Origin of the sequence: Kitasatospora sp. NPDC056138 (assembly GCF_042264695.1) — a bacterium.
Taxonomy (GTDB): Bacteria; Actinomycetota; Actinomycetes; order Streptomycetales; family Streptomycetaceae; genus Kitasatospora.
In genome coordinates this window covers 103,901-121,478 of the sequence record NZ_JBHJVK010000008.1, presented here as the reverse complement: position 1 = coordinate 121,478, position 17,578 = coordinate 103,901, and the positions used below count along the sequence as shown (strand labels likewise).

The window sequence follows — 17,578 nt, the reverse complement described above, 5'->3', positions numbered from 1 at the left end:
CCCGAAAGGTAGCCACCATGACGATCCCCACGCCCGCCGAGAACGTCCGAGCCTTCCTGGCATCCAACCCCCGCATGGTCACGGTCGGACGCCTGGCCACGTACTCCGGTGACCACAAGCTCACTGTCGCCGACCTGTCCGCCCTGATGTTCGGCAGCGCCACCAAGGCGCAGGAGCGCGCCATCACCGCCTACCTGGACGCCCATGACGGGATCGGCGACGGCTGCCCCGTCGTCAGCGCACAGGGCGGCGTACAGCTGCTGGCTGCGGACCTGCGGGCGCTGCTCGATGACCTCGACCCCGACCGGCTCGACGGCGACGACGTGCTCGATGTCGAAATCGGGTGGCCCGAAGGCGACGACGAGTTCCGCATCACCCGAAACCGCCTCGCCGAACTCCTCACCCTCGCCGAGCAGTACACCGCCGAACTGGACGACTGACCCGCCCGCCCGGGGCCGACCCGCATCGGCCCCGGGCCCTACCCCACGGAGCGAAGCGTGAGCCACCTCCGCCATCTCCAACTCGCCCTGTCCCTGGCCCGGATGGGCCTGCCGGTGCTGCCCCGTAGGGCCGGAAAGGGCCCACTGGGCAACTGCCCGGCCTGCCAGGATCTCGCCTGCGGCGGCCGGCCGAACATGAAGAACCCCGGCCCCTGCATGTGCCCGGCTCCCTGCCACGCGTGGGCCGCCGCCACCACCGACCCCGCCGTCCTGACCAGCGCGCCGTGGCTGCGGGCGTGGCGGGAGGCCGAAGCCGTGGCCTACCACCCCGGCGGCGCCGGGCTCACCGTGGTCGACCACGACAGCGCCGACGCCGTCGCCTGGGCCCGCACCACCCTGCCCCCGACCCTGACCGTGGTCACCACCCGGGGCGAGCACTGGGTCTACCGGGGCGCCATGGCCTCCTCCAACAAAGTCCGCCCCGACGTGGACGTCAAGTCCCTCATGCAGTACGTACGTTGGATCGGCCACGGCACCGGCACCATGGCCCCGCTGCCCGACGCCGTCCGCGCCCTCGTCGACAAGCAAGAGGCCAGCCCGCCGCCGGGCGGCGAGCGGTTGGCCTCTTCACCCCCGGCGCCCTGGACCCGCACCGTGGGCAGCGGGTGCCGCCACACCGACCGCTACATCCACACCGGCCTGCAACGCGGCCTCGCCAAAATCGCGGACTGCCCGGAAACCGGCGCCGGATCGCAGACCTTCGGCGTCGCCCGCTTCCTCGCCGCCCAACACACCCGCTGCCCCGGCCCCTGCGGCCTCGACACCATCGCCCAGCACCTCGTCGACGCAGCCGTCAACGTCGGCGTCCCCCACGACTACGCCGTCCGCGCCGTCACCAACGGCTACGCCGCCGGCGGCGCCGCGCGCCAGCACACCTGACCCCACGCCGGGAGCGACCACCCGTCCCAGCCCCGCCAGAACCGGAGAACCCGAGATGCCCGGGACCACCCCGCTCACCACCCGCCCGGCCGTCGAGGACGGTGCCGCCCTGCTCGACGCCGTCGAGGCCCACCACCGCCGCTTCACCGTCTTCCCCAACGAGGCCGCCTCCACCGCCGTGACGCTGTGGGACGCCCACACCCACCTGCTCGGCGCCTTCGAGACCACCCCGCGCCTCGCGCTCCTGTCCCAGGGACCCGCCACCGGCAAGACCCGCACCCTCGCCGTCATCGGGGACCTCGTGCCCCGGCCGATGACCGCCACCGGCGTCAGCGCCGCCGCGCTGGGCCGCTCGATCAGCGGCAGGGCCACTCGCCCCACCGTGCTGCTCGACGAGAGCGACACCGCGCTCGGCCCGAAGGTCACCGGGAACGAAGACCTGCGCGGCCTCATCAACGTCGGCTACCGCCGCTCCGGCGCCGTCCTGCGCTGCGTCGGCGTCGGCAAATCCCAGACCGTACGGCCCTTTCCGGTCTTCGCCGCGCTCGCCATGGGCGGCCTCGGCGACCTGCCCGACACCATCATGAGCCGCTCCGTCGTCATCCGGATGCGCCGCCGCGCCCTCAACGAGAAGGTCGAGCCCTACCGCGAGCGCATCCACCAGGCCGAGGGCCATGCCCTGCGCGAGCGCCTCGCCGCCTGGGCCGACAACGTCCGCGACCAGCTCCACGACGTGTGGCCCGAGCTGCCCGAGGGCATCTTCGACCGGCCCGCCGACGTGTGGGAGCCCCTGCTCGCCGTCGCCGACGCCGCCGGCGGCCACTGGCCCGAGCGCGCGCGCACCGCCTGCGTCCAGCTCATCGAGGCCGAGCGCGACTTCACCGCCGCCGCCGACCGTGCGCGCGCCCGGCGCTGACACGCCGAAGCGGGCCGCCCTCTCGGCAAAGACCGGCGGCCCGCTCCCGTCCAGCCCCAACAGAACCGGAGAGGCCAGCATGACCGATCCCACCCCGCCCGTCACCACCACGCCCGAGGGCGCCGCCCTGCTCGACGAGGTCGAGAGGTTCCACCGCCGCTTCAACGTCTTCCCCAGTGAGGCCGCATACACCGCCGTCGTCCTGTGGGACGCCCACACCCACCTGCTCGACTGCTTCGAGTCCACCCCCCGCATCGCCTTCCTGAGCCCCGAGCCCGGGTCCGGCAAGACCCGCGCCCTGGAGATCATGGAGACGATCGCCCCGCGCCCGGTGCTCACCACCGACGTCAGCCCGGCCGCCCTGTTCCGCACCGTCTCCGACGCCGACGCCCGCCCGACCGTGCTGTTCGACGAGATCGACACCGTCTTCGGCCCCAAGGCCGCCGGCAACGAGGACCTGCGCGGCCTCATCAACTCCGGCCACCGCCGCTCCGGCGTCGTCCTGCGCTGCGTCGGCGACGGCGGCAGCCAGACCGTGCAGCCCTTCCCCGTCTACGCCGCGCTCGCCATGGGCGGCCTCGGCGACCTGCCCGACACCATCATGAGCCGCTCCGTCGTCATCCGGATGCGCCGCCGGGCCCCCAACGAGATGGTCGAGCCCTACCGCGAGCGCATCCACAAGGCCGAGGGGCACAAGCTGCGCGACCGCCTCGCCGAGTGGGCCAGCAGCGTCCGCGACCAGCTCCACGACGTGTGGCCGGTGCTGCCCGAGGGCATTAGCGACCGGCCCGCCGACGTCTGGGAGCCCCTGCTCGCCGTCGCCGACGCCGCCGGCGGCCACTGGCCCAAGCGCGCCCGCACCGCCTGCATCGAACTCGTCACCGCCTCCAAGGCCAACGACAAGGGCAGCGTCGGCATCCGCCTCCTCGGCGATCTGCGGGACATCTTCGGCGGCGCCGAGCGGATGCTCAGCTCCGAGCTGCTGAGCAAGCTCGCCGAGCTGGACGACGCCCCGTGGGCCGACCTCGACGGCAAGCCCATCACCGCCCGCGCCCTCGCCCGGATGCTCGGCGACTACGTCACCGCCGACAACGACCCGATCAAGCCTCGCAACATCAAGACCGGGCCGAAGAGCAGCGCCAAGGGCTACTACGCCGCCGACCTCGCCGACGCGTGGCTGCGCTACTGCCCGCCTCGTTCCCAGGAATCCGCTACTGCCGCTACTGCCGCTACCGCGCAGGTCAGGCCCCTGTTTCCGGTAGCGGATACGCCCGAGGTAGCGGATACCGAACCGCTACCCGACGCCCCGGCCGCCGCAGCGCCGTAGGCCGTCCGCCGCTCCCGCCCACCCGGCGGGAGCGGCACCAATCCGCTACCGCTACCCAATCCGCTACCAAAAACATGCCCCTGACCAGGGAGGTAGCGGCAGTAGCGGCAGTAGCGGATCCCAGAGAAGGAAGAGGCGGAGCCCAGGCTCCACCCCTTTTTCTGTGCCTCGAATCTCGGGAGTCGCCCAATGGCCACCGCCATCCCCGAAGCCCTGACCGTCCCCGAGGTCATGGCCGCCCTCCGGATGAGCCGTAGCAAGGTCTACGACCTCATCCGCTCCAAGCGGCTCCACAGCTTCACCGAAGGCCGCTGCCGGCGAATCTCCGTCGACAGCCTGGCCGACTACATCCGTAACAAGACTGAGGAGAACGGTCACTGATGGCCCGTAAGAAGAGTCCCAACGGTGCCGGCAGCATCTGGCAGCGCAAGGACGGCCGCTACGAGGGGCGCGTCTACGTCCAGCAGCCCGACGGCACCCGTAAGCGCAAGACCGTCTACGGCGACACCTGGGAGGAGTGCGACACCAAGCGGCAGGAGTTGGTGAAGCGCGACCGGGCGGGCATCCCCACCCCAACGCGCTCGCAGAAGCTGTCCGAGTGGCTCCCCTACTGGCTGGAGGAGTTCGTCCGGCCGCAGCGCAAGAAGACGACGTACGCCAAGTACGAGACCCACGTCAGGCGGTACTTGATCCCGCATCTCGGGACGAAGCGCCTGGAGTCGCTGGGCGTCCCCGACGTGCGCCGGTTCGTCGGCACGGTGGCGCGCGAAGCCTCCGCTGCCACGGCGAAGGAGTCGCACCGCGTGCTGCGCACAGCTCTGACGGCCGCGTGCCGTGAGGAATTGATCAGCCGGAACGTCGCCACCCTGGTTCCTGCTCCGCGTGTGGAGGTACGCGAGATGAAGACGTGGACGCTGGACCAGACGGTCACGTTCCTGGAGTCAGCCCGCCCGGACCCGCTGTACACGGCGTTCGTGCTGGCCATCACGCTGGGCCTGCGGCGGGGCGAGATCCTGGGACTGCGCTGGAGTGACATCGACCTGGACCACCGCACGCTGACGGTTCGGAACCAGCTCCAGCGCGTACAGAAGGAGCTGTACGCCGACAGCACGAAGAACCGGCGGACGCGCGTCATCCCCTTGCCGTCGATGTGCATCGCGCCGCTTCGCTGGCGACGGCTCCAGCAGGCCACGCAGCGCGAGGCCGCCGGGAGGGACTGGGAGGACACCGGGTACGTGTTCACCACGCGGACCGGCCGACCAGTCGAGCCCCGGAACCTCAGCCGCTCCTTCGAACGGCTCGGCGCCGACGCGGGCCTGCCGCGGATCCGGCTCCACGACACGCGGCACGGCTGCGCCACCATCCTGTTCGCCGCCGGCGTCGCCCCGCGGGTGGTGATGGAGATCCTGGGGCACTCGCAGATCGCCGTGACCATGAACGTCTACACACACGTCTCGGAGGACACCCGGCGCGAAGCCCTCGGGCACATGGATCGCCTGCTGAAGAGGCGCCGCAAGAAGGGCTGACGGCGGCCGTTGCCGTCAGTTGGTGCAGTCAAACGCCCCACAGCGTGATCGCTGCGGGGCGTTTTTCCTGGTGGGCGCAGACGGTTTCGAACCGCCGACATCTGCTTTGTAAGAGCAGCGCTCTACCACTGAGCTATGCACCCCAGTCACGGCGCGCACCGGGTGGCCCGGCGGCGTGCGACGAGGGACAAGAGTACCCCGTCCCCAGGGTGGTTCGCCGCAGGCTTTCCGTGGGTGAGGGGCGAGCGGGAGGACGGCGGGGCGGGAGGGGTGCCGGGGAGTTGTGGTGATCCGCAAGAATGGGTGGGATCGGGCGTTCGGTGCTGAGCAGGGAGCGGTGTCGTGAGGGTGGCCGGCGGTGGCGGCGGGCGAGGCGGCTGGTGGCGTCGGAGCGACAGCCTGCGTGAGGAGGCCAGGGCTGCCAGGGATGCGGCGCAGCAGGCGTTCTACGAGCTGGACTCGGCGCAGCGCGAGGTCGAGCTGGCCGTGGAGACCGTACGGGCGGTGGAGGAGGGCCGGGCCGCGCAGCAGGCGCTTGCCGAGTACCGGCAGATCTCCGCGCAGGTGAACGAGGTGAGCGCCGAGTACCTGGCGGCGCTGGACGCGCACGACGTGGATGCCGAGGATCTGGACGCCGCCACCGCCGCCCGGGCCCGCCAGACGCTGGAGCAGGCGCAGCGCCGCATCGCCGCCGAGCAGACCGAGCTGGCCAGGTACCTCGAACGACTGCAGCCGCTGCTCCAGCGCGCCGAAGGGCAGCTGATCAGGGTGGCCCCGGCGGTCGAGAAGGCCAAACAGGCGCTGCTGGGGGCGACCACCGCGCTGGAGGCGGTCCGGGCTGCCGGGCTGCGCGCGGACGATCTGGCGGCACTGCTGGCCGAGCTGGCGCCCGAACTGACCAGGCTCAACGAGGGTGCCGCCCGGCACGGGGTGGCGGCGACGCTCCAGCGGGCGGAGGACGTGACGCTGCGCGCGGACGCGATCCGAAGCTCGGCGGAGCAGCGGCCGGAGAAGGCCCAGGAGATCGACCGGCGGGTGGCCAGCCTGCGGACCAGGATCCAGGCGTTGGAGACCCGGGCGGGGACGGTCGAGCCGGTGCTGAGCGAGTTGCGGCGGCGGTTCAGCAGCGAGTGCTGGCAGGACCTGCAGCGCGTGCCGGTCCAGACCGCCGAGGCGGTGCGGACGGCGCAGCAGAAGCTGGGCGAGGCGTCCCGGGCCCGGGACGAGCAGCGCTGGGCGGACGCGACCGGGGCGATCGGCACGGTCCGGGCGCTGCTGGAGACGGCGGACGGTTCGGTGGCGATGGTGCACGAACGGCTGCGCCTGCTCAACGAGGTGGAGTTCGACCCGCAGCGCGAGATCGAGCGGAGCCGTTTCGCACTGCGCGACGCCCAGCGGCTGGCCATGGCCGGACGGCAGGCCCCGGATCCCCGGCACGCGGGTCCGCTCGACGCGGCGGTCGGCCGGCTTGACCGTGCGGTCGCGGGGCTGGAGGCTTCCGGACGGCATCCCGACTACTGGCACTTCCTCACCGAGCTGGCGGGGGTGCGGGAGACCGCGGCCCAGGTGGTGGCGATGATCCGGGGCAGCCACTGACGGGCCGCGCGCCCTGTCCCGGCGACAGCCCTTCATCGTTCAAAGGTTCGGGACCTGTGTGCCGGGCCCGCTACGGCGGTCCGGGTCGCCCCTCGGTCCCCACACCCGCTGGTCAGTCCTTGGCTGACGCCGCACAAGCCCGGTCGGCCCCGGTCGACCCGGTCGGCCCCGACTAGGATCCCAACGCGAGGCCCGTCCGCACGCGCTGGTCAGGGCGTCCGCTGTACAGGGCATCCGCCATGGAAACGTGCCGGCGCCGGGAAGCAGACTGCTTTGCGGACCGCAGGCTCGGTACGCTGCGGGGTATGCCACGTTACGACTTCCGCTGCCGCTCCTGCGGGGCCACCTTCGAGCTCCGCCGCGCCATGGCCCAGGCCAACGACCCCGCCGTCTGCCCGGACGGGCACACCGACACGGTCAAGCTGCTCTCCACCGTTGCGATGACGGGCGGTTCGACCACCGCCGCTCCGAGTCCGTCCGCCGGGGGCGGGGGCGGCGGATGCTGCGGCGGCGGATGCTGCGGCTGACGCCGGCCGACCGCACACGAGCCGAAACCCACCGGCAAGCCACCGGAGCACCGAGGAACCACCGGAGCACCAGGCAGGAACCCGAGCACCGAGCAGCCACCGGCGACCGCAACCAGCCACCAGCCACCCACCGTTGCCCAAGCCCTCAGCCCTGCCCCCTCGGCCACGAACCCTCTACCACGAACCCTCGGCCACGAGCCCCCGACTCTCAGCTCTCAGCCGTGAGCTCCCAGCCCTGCCCCAGCCCGGCCCGGCCCGCAGCACCGCCCGCCACCGACAACCGCTCAGGCCCTGACGGGCGCCCCGACCCCGGCCCGGACCCGCGCCAGGAACTGGCGGACGATCTCCTCCCCGGCCGCCACCCCGGCCTGGGTGAGGGCGGTGACGCGTGGCGCCGTCCAGTCGGTGTCGGCGAGTTCGCCGTGGCCGGGGCGCCAGGCCTGGTCTGCGGCGAGCAGCAGGTCGGCGTCCAGCAGGGAGTCCCCGGCGGTGAGGACGGTCGCGGCGCCGGTCCGGCGCTCGACCTCGGCCAGGGCCGAGCTCTTGGTGAGCGGGGCGGGCACGGCGTACACCTTGCGGCCCTGGAGCGAGACCGTCCAGCCGCGTTCGGCGCACCAGCCGGTGAGCTCCGCCAGCCAGCCGTCGGGCAGTTCGGCGCGCTCGACCACCAGGTAGGCGAAGAGGTGGTCGGCGGTGCGGCGCTTGTGGGTCCACTCGGGGTCGGCGACGATGGCCAGGTGCTCCACCACCTCGTCCAACGGCGCGCTGCCGGAGGCGAGTCGGGACTGCACCTCGGCCTGCCAGTCCTGGTCAGGTACGCCGTCCACCAGCAACTGGCCGCCGTTGGCGCAGATCGCGTACGAGGGGATCCAACCGGGCGTCGGCCCCGGCAGGTTGACCCGCTCGTACTGGGCCCTGGTGCGCGTGGTGGCGGGCACGAACAGCACCGACTGGACCAGTTCGGCGAGGAGTCGGGCGGCCTGCTCGGTCATGAAGGAGAGCGCGCGGCCGTCGTGCACCTCGACCGAGAGCAGCCGTGGCGCCAGGCGGTCGGGGACGTCCAGGGCGAGGGCCCGGTTGGAGTAGATCAGGGTGCGGTCGAGGTCGCTGGCGACCAGGAACCGGCTGTCCATCAGAGCGTTCACGGGGCTGGTCGGGCTGCTCATAGGGCTACTCATTCAGGCGTTCTCCGCGTTGACTGCCGTGCCGTCGACGCCGGTTGCGCCGCGGCTGTATCGGGGGTGGATCAGGCCGACGCAGCTGTACGGAAGCTCGTCCACCTCCTCGACGGGTACGCCGCGTTGGTCCGCGAGCAACCGTACGTGATCGAGGTCGGCACCGGCTCCGCGCCGCGCGAGGACCCGCCACGGGACGCGTCGGAGCATGACCCGGGTGGTCTCGCCGACCCCGGGCTTGACCAGGTTGACGTTGTCGATGCCGTACTCCGCGCTGATCCGCTCGACGGCGGCCCAGCCGGCCCAGTCGGGGGTGCGATCGGCGCCGGCCTGCTGCGCGGCTGCGGTCTCGGCCTCGGCCCGTACGGCGGTGAAGTGCCCTGCCACGACGGCGAGGAAGTCGTTGGAGACGTCGGCGTCGGCCAGTTCACGGTAGAACTTCGCACCGTGGAACTCGTCGGGGCCGATCAGGTCGGCTCGCAGCACCGTCCGCGAAATCAGCCCGGAGACGGTTGAGTTGAGGCACGCGGAGGGGATCAGGTAGTCCTCTCGGGTGCCGTAGGTGCGGACGCAGCGCCCGGGGTCGGCGAGTACGGCGAGGTCGGGGTTGAACGGGGTGCCGGCCAGGGCGTCGGCGAGTTCGCGGGTGATGGCGCCCTTGCCGGTCCAGCCGTCCACGAACACCACGTCCGCGGGGTCGTGGTGGGCGGCGAGGTGGCGCAGCGCGACCTGGTCGATGCCCCGGCCGCGCACGATGGAGAGCGTGTAGTGCCGGGCGTCCAGGCCGTGGGCGAACGCCAGCCAGCGGCGGATCAGGACGCCGACGGGCGTCCCGGCCCGGGCGAGCGAGGCGAGGACCAGGTCGCGGCCGCGCTCGCGCACCAGGGTCTCGGCGACCGTGCCGACGGCCAGCGCGACCCGCCGGGCGGAGACGGTCAGCGCCTGCTGGAACAGCGCCTGGTACTCGGGGCTCGGCTGGTACTCGACCGGCAGCGACTCGGCGTAGTGCGCGCCACCGGACTGCACGGCCTCCTCCCGCTCCTCCGTCGGTGCCTCCAGCGGAACCTCGGAGAGGTCCTTGAGCAGCCAGGTGACCTCCTCGGCCGGGTACGAGGAGAAGGCGGGTCCGGAGAGGGGACGCGCGGTGGGACGCGCGGTGGAGGGCACGACGGGAGGACGTGTGACGGGGGGTGCGCTAGCAGCAGACATGGCGGCCTTCGAACGGGGTGTGCAGGCTGATCATCGGACGGCGGGGCGTCATCACGGTGTCCGAGGACGGTACGACGGCAGAACGGCGAGCACCACCTGGTCGGTGACCCGGCGCAGCTGCTCGACCAGCGCCTGCTCCCCCTCGTGCAGTGCGGGGGTGTCGGCCGGCTCGTCCACCACGAGGACGATGGCGTCGAACCGGCGGTCCGGGTCGTTGCCGGGGGCGACGTTGTAGGCGTAGCGCTCGGTCGAGTGGTCCGCCGGGGCGTCGTGGGCGGGGAACGCGAGCCGGGTGCGGATCGGGTAGCCGGGGTCGTCCACGGGCAGGACGGGCGAGCGGGTGGTCGTGGAGAACCGTACGCGCTCCGCCCCCGGCCTGGAAGCCGTCGCGCCGGAGCCCGGAACCGCGCCCACGCCCGCACCCACGAGCCGGTCGGCCAGCGCACCGGCGAGCCGCAGCGGGACGTACATCAGCTCCTCGAAGCCGAGCACGAGGACCCGCCGCCGGTCGCTCACCAGCGGCGCCAGCTCGGCCGCCAGTTCGGGCAGCGCCGCCTCCAGCAACTCCCGGTGTGCGGGGGTGAAACCGTGGCGGCCGCCGTCCGGCAGGCCCACGGGCCAGTCGAGCCGGGCGCGGACGACCGGCGCGAGCGGGCCCTCCGGCGGCGCGGTGCCCGGGTCCGAGGCGGCGATGAGCGCCTGGGCCCTGGGCAGCAGGTCGGCGGGCAGCTCGACGCCGCCGACGGCGGTGGCCACCAGGTCCACCCGGGCGCCGAGTTCGGCGGCCGCCTCGGCCAGCCTCGCCCGGTCGGCCTCGGTCCGCAGGTCGACCAGGGCGACCACGACGTACCGCGAACGCGGATGGTCGGCGTGCAGCGCGCGGATGGTGTTCAGCACGGTGGAACCGGTGGAGAACTCGTCGTCCACCAGCACCAGCGGGCCGTCCCCCGCGAGGAAGGCGGGATCGGCGGGGAGCAGCAGGTGCGACGTCGCGTGCGAGTGCTCCTCCTCGAAGCCGCCGACCGGCGTCACCCCCTCGACCGGGCGCCGGGTGGAGTGCAGGTACGGGGCTTTGAGGCCGTCCGCGACACTGTGCCCGAGAGCGGTGGCGGTCTCGGCGTAACCGAGCACGACCGCCCGGCCGGACTCCGCCTCGCCGAGCAGATCCCGCACCCTGCGGCCGAGTTCGAGACCGGACTCGTGCACCACCGCAGGGTGCTGCGGGATGTGCTTGCCCAGCACCTGGGAGACCAGCAGATGAGCGCGCCGGGGGTTGTTCGCCCGCAGGGCCAGGCCGATCATTCCGGGCAGCGCGGGCGAACCGGTGAGTCCGAGGCCGAGCCGGTCGGTGACCCACCGGCCGGTCCAGGGGGCGGGTTCGACGTGCGGTGCTGCGGTCAAGACTCCTACTTTCGGTGGCGCTTCGGACAGAGCTGGTTGAGCAAGGAACAGCGGAACAGCAAAGCAGCGGAACAACGGAGCATCGGTAACGACAGGACAACGGAACGGCGGAGCAGGTGACCTGCCGAGCAGACGGCCCGCCGACCACACGACCAGCTGAACAGGTGGACGAGTGGAGAGCCGGACGACCAGGTGAACAGCCGGGGCGACAGCCGGGTGAACCGTGCCGGCGGCGCGTCCGTCAACCGCAGAGGGCGGCGCCCAGCAGCTCGGCGAAACTGACGTCCTCCCTGGCCACGCCGAACACCTCGGCCCGGAGCAGGACCCGCTCCGCCCAGGCGCGGTGCGGCTTGGCCTCGTTCATCTTGTTGGTGTACGCCGAGCGGGAGACCCCGCCGCCGCCCCGGTGCCGTTCGAGGATGTCCAGGGCGTCGGAGTACTCCTCGTGCGTGACCACCGAGAGCGCGTGCACGGCCGGGACGTGGCTGGGGTGGATGCAGGTCTTGCCCAACAGCCCGTTGGCCCGGTCGAGTTCGATCTCGCGGAGCAGACCGTCCAGGTCGTGCTCGATGATCCGTCTCCGGACCGCGAGGCCGTCCGGGTACCCCCGGTCGGAGGCCGGGGAGGGTTCCGCCTCCACGAACGGCGTGCGGCGCAGCTGCGGCTTGAACATCCGCTCCTGGACCGGGAAGTACTCCCAGACCGGACCGGTCACGGTGTGCCCGGTGCCGTCGGCGCGGCCGAGGACGTTGACCACGTCGGCGATCACCCCGGCCACCAGCGCCACGTCGTAGGCGGTCAGGTCGGGCGAGCGGCGCAGCCCGTACGCGGAGCACAGGTCGGTGACCCCGAGGCGGACGGCCAGGATCCGCTCCCGGTACTTGGCCAGCAGGCGCTCGATGCCGAAGAGCTGCTCGCGCCGGGACTCCAGGTGGGCCAGCTCGGGGGACTCCAGGACCGGCATCGCGAACAGCCGCTGCCCGGACCGCGCCTCCGCCTCGGTGAGCGCTTCCAGGAACGGGCCGCCGCTCTCCTCGGTGAACTTGGGCAGCACGTACCCGGTGAGCAGGCCGACCGCCGGGCCGAGCCGCCGGGTGAGGTCGGTGAGCTGTCCGGGGGTGCGGACCCGGACGAAGAGCAGGGGGGCGTCGGCGTGCCCGGCCGACCACAGTTCGGTGAGCTGCGCGACCAGGTTCGCCTCGGCGTCCGGCACCTCGTGGTCGGCTATCGCGTCCTCCAGGCACAGCACCATCGAGACCACTCCGCGCGCCGCCTGCTTTCGGATGTCGGCGACCAGCGTGGGCCTGGTGGCCGGGCTGTACAGGGTCGCGCCGAGAGCGGTGGCGAGGACCGAAGCGTCGCTGCTCCGGTCGAAAGCGGCCGGCTGCTTCAGGAAGAGCCGACTGCGTACGTCGTCGGCGAGATGGCCGAAATGGCGCAAAGTGCTCTCCATGGGTGGGTAAAGCGGCAGCGGGTACGGGGGTCACGGTGGTACTGGCATCTAGTAGACGGTCCACCCGGTCGGAAAGTTCGCGACTTCGGCTCGGCGGTTGCCGAGTGGGCGGGTGCCCGGTGGCCGTCCATCGTACGGACGGATTCGGCCAGTCCGCGCCAGGAAACCCGGAGTTCTCGGGACCTTACCGCGATCGTCACAGGACACGACCACCGGCCGGCCCCGGATGAGAAGACCGGGGAGGACCCGGCGAGACCGGCCCCGGCTGAGAGGACCCGGCGAGACCGGCCCCGGATGAGAAGACCCGGTGAGAAGCGACGGCACGGCGCACCCGCGTTGTCCCCAGCCGTGGCGAACCGGCAGGATGGTGCGCTATGACGCACGTGATGGCCAAGGGCGCCAACATCTCGCTGTCGGCCGCCGCCGTGCGCGCCGTGCTGTGCTGGAGCACAGGCCCGGGGACACCCGACGTGGACGCCTCCGCGCTGCTGCTCGGCTCGGACGGCAAGGTCCGCTCGGACGCCGACTTCGTCTTCTACAACCAGCCCGGCCACCCCACGGGCACGGTGCGGCACCGGCCCAAGCAGCAGACGCCGGACGGCGGCGCGATCCGGGACACCGTCGAGGTCGACCTCGCGCGGCTGCCGGCCGAGGTGGACCGCGTGCTGCTGGCCGGGTCGGCTGAGGGAGGGGCGTTCCCGGCCGTCCGCGAGCTTCGCATGGTGCTGCACGACGCCGCCACCGGAGATCCGGGGACGCCGATCGCCGAGTTCGTCATGACCGACACCGGCGACGTCACGGCGCTGGTGGCCGCCGAACTGTACCGGCGCAACGGTGCCTGGAAGTTCCGTGCGATCGGCCAGGGATACGCGGCCGGCCTCGGGGCACTGGCCACCGAGTACGGGGTCGCGGTCGAGGACGACCAGGACGCGTCGCAGGACTCCTCCCCCGCCGCACCGCCGGCGCAGCCCGCCCAGCCCGCGCCGTCCGTTCCCGAGGCTGCCGCGGCCGCCACCCGGTCCGACCCGCGCGACGAACCCGGCACCTACACGCTGGCGCCCGCCGCCCCGATGGCGTCGGCGCCGCCGATGCCCGCCACGGCGCCGCAGCAGCCGCTCATGCCGCCCACGGCACCCCCGCCCCCGCCGCTGCCGCCCCAGCACTCACCGCAGACGCAGACGCAGCCCGGGTACGGCTACCCGCAGCCGCCGTCGCCGCAGCACGCCCCGCAGCCCACCTACGGCTACCCGCAGCAGTACCCGGCCAACCCGACCGCCGGCTACGGCTACCCGTCGCACCAACAGCCCTACCAGGCACCCCAGCCCCAGCCGCAACAGCCGGGGTACGGCTACCCGCCCCCGCCGACCACCTACGGCTACCCGCAGCAGCAGCCCTACCAACCGGCCCACCCGCCGCAGCAGCCCCTGCAGGGACACCAGGGACAGCAGCCGCAGCAGGGCCAGCAGCAGCCTGCACCGCCCCAGCCGTTCACGCTGCCGCCGCAGGGGCCGCAGTTCCAGCCCCGCTGACCCCACGCCACCCGGCAGCCCGGCCAACCGCCGCACCCCGGCGGGCCGCCACCTCCGGGCCGACCGCCGCACATGCACGACCGCCATGCCCGACCGCCGCACGTACCCGACCGCGCCGCGCGCTACTCCGCCCCGCCGGAGCCCGGCGCGGTCGGCGTCTTGTAACCGCGCTGCCACTGCATCCCGAAGCCGTACAGCCGGTCCAGGTCCGACTGGAAACCGTGCACGTAGCGCACCTCACGACGGACCGTCAGTTGGCCGTCACCGCTGTTCTCGATCAGCACCACCGCGCACGAACGCGCCTGCGGCGCACGCTCGTCGAGACTGATCTCGATCCGCGGCCCGCTCTGCGGCACGATGGTGAGCGTCGCGTGCGTGCTGTCGAAGGCGGGCGTGTCGTCGTAGATGTACACGAAGATCAGCAGACGCTTGAACTGGTCCTTCTTCTCCAGGTTGACGTACATCGTCTCGCCGGAGGGGGCGCCGTAGACGTCGTCGCCGCTCAGTTTGATGTACGGCGGGCGCTGCAGGTCGCCAAAGTACTTGCCGAGCGGCTGCACCACGCCCCGGGTGCCGTCGGTGAGTTCGTACATGCAGGCGAGGTCGAGGTCGACGTTGACCTGCTGGCCCTGGTAGGAGGTGGGCTCCATCGGGCGCAGGATCCGCGGATCGAAGAGCTTGCGCAGCGCGCCCCTGGCGGCGGCGGCACGGTCGGCGGTCCTGGCCGTCCAGTGCAGGTTGACGTAGAGGTAGCCGGTGGTCGCGGCGGGACCCGTGATCGCGTGCTGCGGCTGGGACTTGGTCAGCGTGACCTTGTTCTGACCGCCCGTGTCGAAGGTCCTGCGCTCCCCGCGCAGGAACTCCCAGACCGAGACCATCGTGTCCTCCCCCAAACCCCGGCAAGCCCGGCATGTCCCGGCGAGCCCGAACCCAGCCGAGCGGCCTGCCACCCGACGGGCCCCATCGTGCCCGAAGCAGACCCCACCGTGCCATAGACCCCTACCCCGCCACGCGGTGTCGAAGACACCGCCGGAAGTCCGACCTGTCCCCAGATCGGACGGTAAGTCAACTCCCGTACCGTGCACGGCTCCAGAACGCGATATCGTTCAGCCGCACAGGTGTACCTTCCCTGCCCGCTCCGTTCCCCCCGCTGCTGCAAAAGAACGCACCGACCTGCGGAAAGCCGAGGCCCCCGCCGCAATGAACCTCTCCTCCATACAGCTGGTCTGGGCCGTTGTCGGCGGCGCCGCGCTGCTGTTCACCGCCCTCCTGGTGACCGTGCTGCGCTTCAAGGGCACCAAGTCCGGCGAGACCACCGACTCCTGGGAGCGCAGCGAGGAGCGCCGTCGCCGCAAGGAGGCGGTCTACGGAATCGCCTCCTACGTCCTGCTGTTCTGCTGTGCGGGCGTCGCGGCCGCGCTCTCCTTCCACGGCCTGGTGGGCTTCGGCCAGCAGAACCTCGGCCTCTCCGGCGGCTGGGAGTACCTGGTCCCGTTCGGTCTGGACGGTGCGGCCATGTTCTGTTCGGTGCTCGCGGTGCGCGAGGCCAGCCACGGGGACGCGGCGCTCGGATCACGGCTGCTGGTCTGGCTGTTCGCCTTCGCCTCGGCCTGGTTCAACTGGGTGCACGCCCCGCGCGGCGGTGCGCACGACGGCGCTCCGCAGTTCTTCGCCGGCATGTCGATCTCCGCGGCGGTGCTCTTCGACCGCGCGCTCAAGCAGACCCGCCGGGCCGCGCTGCGCGAGCAGGGCCTGATACCGCGCCCGCTGCCGCAGATCCGCATCGTCCGCTGGCTGCGCGCACCCCGCGAGACGTACGCGGCCTGGTCGTTGATGCTGCTGGAGAACGTTCGCAGCCTGGACGAGGCGGTCGAGGAGGTCCGCGAGGAGCGGCAGTCCAAGCTGGACGCCAAGTCCCGTGCCCGCAGTGCCGACCGCCGCGAGCGGGCCGAGCTCAAGGCCATCGCCCGGCAGGGCAGCCTGCTGGGCCGGGCCCGGGCCGGACGCCAGGTCCCCGCACTGACCGCAGCCCGGGCCGGAGACGGCCAGACCGCTACGGAGCCTGCACTAGCGGAGAACGCGACCTCCCCCCGGTTCGAGGATTCCACCCGCACCACCGGCGCCACCCGGCCCGGGAGCACCGCCCTCACCACCGGCCACCGCTCCCGCACCACCACCGCGAGCACCCCGGCCGACCCGGTCAGCTCGTTCGGCTCGTTCGGCTCGGCCGTCGACCTGACGGCCGACGACGACACCCTCGCGATGCCCAAACTGGACTCGCTGGAGCGCAAGCTGCGGGCCATCGAGAAGCAGCTCGGCTGAACCCACCAGCCCCGCACCGGCCGCCCCTGAACCGGCCGGCTCCGCACCGGCACGCAGAACGGCCCCCCGCACTCCAGCAGTGCGGGGGGCCGTCCGGTGCGTGCCGGAAGGGACGGGGCTCAGCCCGTGGCACCCTCCAGCGCCTGCTCACGCCGGTTGCGGACCATCGAGGAGAGCAGCGCCGCGCCGATGAAGGCGACGCCGATCAGACCGGTGACGATCTCCGGGATGTGGTACTCGATCGAGGCCAGCAGGATCAGCGCCAGCGCACCGATCGCGTAGTGCGCACCGTGCTCCAGGTAGACGTAGTCGTCCAGGGTGCCCTTGCGGACCAGGAAGACCGTCAGCGACCGGATGTACATCGCGCCGATGCCCAGACCCAGGGTGATCATGAAGATGTCCTGGGAGATGGCGAAGGCGCCGACCACACCGTCGAAGGAGAACGAGGCGTCCAGCACCTCCAGGTAGAGGAAGAGGAAGAACGCGGCCTTGCCGCCGACCTGGAGGATCGACTTGCCCGAGCGCTCGGCGGCCTCCTCGGCCTCCTCCTGCTCCTCCAGGCCGGACTCGAAGACGCCGGAGAGCCCGTTCACCGCCAGGTAGGTGGTGAGGCCGAGCAGACCGGCCAGCAGCACCGTCTCGGCGTGCTCACCGGCGAAGAAGTTGGCCGCCAGGGCGAGCGAGACCAGGGCGATCACCGAGGAGAGCGCGTCCAGCTTGCCGATCTTCTCCAGCGGCTTCTCGATCCAGCGCAGCCAGTTGAACTCCTTCTCCTCCAGGATGAAGTCGAGGAAGATCATCAGCAGGAAGATGCCGCCGAAGGCCGCGATGGCCGGGTTGGCCAGCTCCAGGAACTGGCCGTAGGTGTGGCCGTCGTGGGTCTTGCCGGAGTCGAGCGCCAGCTCCACGACGGTGGCCGGGTTGAGGTGCGCCGTCAACGCGACCACCGCCAGCGGGAAGACCAGCCGCATGCCGAAGACAGCGATCAGCACACCGACGGTGAGGAAGATCTTCTGCCAGAAGGGGTTCATCCGCTTCAGGACGGTGGCGTTGACGACCGCGTTGTCGAAGGACAGCGAGATCTCCAGGACCGAGAGGATCAGCACGACGCCGAACCCTTCGGCCCCCCAGATCAGACCGGCAGCGATCAGACCGACGATCGTGATGGCGAATGACCATCCGAATGTGCGGAGGAACACGGGTTAGTACCTTTCAAAT

At 72.0% G+C, this 17,578-nt stretch carries 13 protein-coding genes, 1 tRNA gene and 2 pseudogenes; 10 read left to right on the top strand and 6 right to left on the bottom strand.

Features of this window, described 5'->3' with window-relative positions; all coding sequences use genetic code 11:
* The first annotated feature begins 17 nt into the window (after positions 1–17).
* The 6 genes and pseudogenes from ACFC1R_RS08345 (at position 18) to xerC (ending at position 5,148) form a co-directional block, all read left to right on the top strand.
* Entirely contained in the window at positions 18–440 is a 423-nt protein-coding gene (locus ACFC1R_RS08345) for a hypothetical protein (protein WP_375934678.1), read from the top strand.
* A 102-nt stretch (positions 441–542) separates the two neighbouring features.
* On the top strand, positions 543–1,379 hold the full coding sequence (locus ACFC1R_RS08340; RefSeq protein WP_375934901.1) for a DNA primase: 837 nt from the start codon (positions 543–545) through the stop codon (positions 1,377–1,379).
* A gap of 55 nt (positions 1,380–1,434) precedes the next feature.
* Positions 1,435–2,253 (top strand): annotated as a pseudogene (locus ACFC1R_RS08335) (DUF3631 domain-containing protein); the annotation flags it as partial.
* Between the two features lie 121 nt (positions 2,254–2,374).
* Positions 2,375–3,622, top strand: a complete 1,248-nt coding sequence (locus ACFC1R_RS08330; protein WP_375934675.1) for a DUF3631 domain-containing protein — start codon at positions 2,375–2,377, stop codon at positions 3,620–3,622.
* A gap of 189 nt (positions 3,623–3,811) precedes the next feature.
* On the top strand, positions 3,812–4,003 hold the full coding sequence (locus ACFC1R_RS08325) for a helix-turn-helix domain-containing protein (protein WP_375934672.1): 192 nt from the start codon (positions 3,812–3,814) through the stop codon (positions 4,001–4,003).
* Positions 4,003–5,148, top strand: a complete 1,146-nt coding sequence (gene xerC, locus ACFC1R_RS08320; protein ID WP_375934669.1) for a tyrosine recombinase XerC — start codon at positions 4,003–4,005, stop codon at positions 5,146–5,148. The genes ACFC1R_RS08325 and xerC overlap by 1 nt, the downstream gene beginning before the upstream one ends.
* Positions 5,149–5,216: 68 nt before the next feature.
* On the opposite strand, the gene ACFC1R_RS08315 is transcribed toward xerC, so the two are convergent.
* Positions 5,217–5,291 (bottom strand) — tRNA-Val (locus ACFC1R_RS08315).
* 199 nt (positions 5,292–5,490) lie between these two features.
* Between ACFC1R_RS08315 and ACFC1R_RS08310 the strand changes: the two genes are divergently transcribed.
* A complete protein-coding gene (locus ACFC1R_RS08310; protein ID WP_375934666.1) occupies positions 5,491–6,744 on the top strand; it encodes a hypothetical protein in 1,254 nt (417 codons plus the stop codon).
* A gap of 305 nt (positions 6,745–7,049) precedes the next feature.
* Positions 7,050–7,271, top strand: a complete 222-nt coding sequence (locus tag ACFC1R_RS08305) for a zinc ribbon domain-containing protein (RefSeq protein WP_375934663.1) — start codon at positions 7,050–7,052, stop codon at positions 7,269–7,271.
* 284 nt (positions 7,272–7,555) lie between these two features.
* On the opposite strand, the gene ACFC1R_RS08300 is transcribed toward ACFC1R_RS08305, so the two are convergent.
* The 3 genes and pseudogenes from ACFC1R_RS08300 to ACFC1R_RS08290 all read right to left on the bottom strand — a co-directional run bounded on the left by ACFC1R_RS08300 (position 7,556) and on the right by ACFC1R_RS08290 (position 12,497).
* Positions 7,556–8,437: an HAD family hydrolase gene (locus ACFC1R_RS08300; protein WP_375934660.1), complete on the bottom strand. Its 882-nt coding sequence runs from the start codon at positions 8,435–8,437 to the stop codon at positions 7,556–7,558.
* A 12-nt stretch (positions 8,438–8,449) separates the two neighbouring features.
* Positions 8,450–11,056: pseudogene (locus ACFC1R_RS08295) on the bottom strand (phosphoribosyltransferase).
* A gap of 241 nt (positions 11,057–11,297) precedes the next feature.
* The gene (locus ACFC1R_RS08290) at positions 11,298–12,497 is read right to left on the bottom strand and encodes an HpcH/HpaI aldolase/citrate lyase family protein (RefSeq protein WP_375934898.1); all 1,200 of its coding nucleotides are present in this window, start codon (positions 12,495–12,497) and stop codon (positions 11,298–11,300) included.
* 386 nt (positions 12,498–12,883) lie between these two features.
* On the opposite strand from ACFC1R_RS08290, the gene ACFC1R_RS08285 reads away from it, so the two are divergent.
* On the top strand, positions 12,884–14,038 hold the full coding sequence (locus ACFC1R_RS08285; RefSeq protein WP_375934657.1) for a TerD family protein: 1,155 nt from the start codon (positions 12,884–12,886) through the stop codon (positions 14,036–14,038).
* Between the two features lie 122 nt (positions 14,039–14,160).
* Here the strand turns inward: ACFC1R_RS08285 and ACFC1R_RS08280 are convergent, their stop codons facing one another.
* Positions 14,161–14,916 (bottom strand): Tellurium resistance, encoded by a 756-nt coding sequence (locus ACFC1R_RS08280; RefSeq protein WP_375934654.1) that lies wholly within the window; start codon positions 14,914–14,916, stop codon positions 14,161–14,163.
* Between the two features lie 322 nt (positions 14,917–15,238).
* On the opposite strand from ACFC1R_RS08280, the gene ACFC1R_RS08275 reads away from it, so the two are divergent.
* The gene (locus ACFC1R_RS08275; RefSeq protein ID WP_375934651.1) at positions 15,239–16,360 is read left to right on the top strand and encodes a DUF2637 domain-containing protein; all 1,122 of its coding nucleotides are present in this window, start codon (positions 15,239–15,241) and stop codon (positions 16,358–16,360) included.
* A gap of 119 nt (positions 16,361–16,479) precedes the next feature.
* Here ACFC1R_RS08275 and ACFC1R_RS08270 read toward each other — a convergent pair whose 3' ends face one another.
* Positions 16,480–17,559, bottom strand: a complete 1,080-nt coding sequence (locus tag ACFC1R_RS08270) for a DUF475 domain-containing protein (RefSeq protein ID WP_375934648.1) — start codon at positions 17,557–17,559, stop codon at positions 16,480–16,482.
* Between the last annotated feature and the right edge of the window lie 19 nt (positions 17,560–17,578).

Excerpts from the sequence above, each read along its gene's own strand:
- xerC (WP_375934669.1), top strand. The coding sequence starts at position 4,003 with ATGGCCCGTAAGAAGAGTCCCAACGGTGCCGGCAGCATCTGGCAGCGC.
- ACFC1R_RS08340 (WP_375934901.1), top strand. The coding sequence starts at position 543 with ATGGGCCTGCCGGTGCTGCCCCGTAGGGCCGGAAAGGGCCCACTGGGC.
- ACFC1R_RS08300 (WP_375934660.1), bottom strand. The coding sequence starts at position 8,437 with ATGAGCAGCCCGACCAGCCCCGTGAACGCTCTGATGGACAGCCGGTTC.
- ACFC1R_RS08285 (WP_375934657.1), top strand. The coding sequence starts at position 12,884 with ATGACGCACGTGATGGCCAAGGGCGCCAACATCTCGCTGTCGGCCGCC.
- ACFC1R_RS08305 (WP_375934663.1), top strand. The coding sequence starts at position 7,050 with ATGCCACGTTACGACTTCCGCTGCCGCTCCTGCGGGGCCACCTTCGAG.
- ACFC1R_RS08275 (WP_375934651.1), top strand. The coding sequence starts at position 15,239 with ATGAACCTCTCCTCCATACAGCTGGTCTGGGCCGTTGTCGGCGGCGCC.
- ACFC1R_RS08345 (WP_375934678.1), top strand. The coding sequence starts at position 18 with ATGACGATCCCCACGCCCGCCGAGAACGTCCGAGCCTTCCTGGCATCC.
- ACFC1R_RS08280 (WP_375934654.1), bottom strand. The coding sequence starts at position 14,916 with ATGGTCTCGGTCTGGGAGTTCCTGCGCGGGGAGCGCAGGACCTTCGAC.
- ACFC1R_RS08325 (WP_375934672.1), top strand. The coding sequence starts at position 3,812 with ATGGCCACCGCCATCCCCGAAGCCCTGACCGTCCCCGAGGTCATGGCC.
- ACFC1R_RS08330 (WP_375934675.1), top strand. The coding sequence starts at position 2,375 with ATGACCGATCCCACCCCGCCCGTCACCACCACGCCCGAGGGCGCCGCC.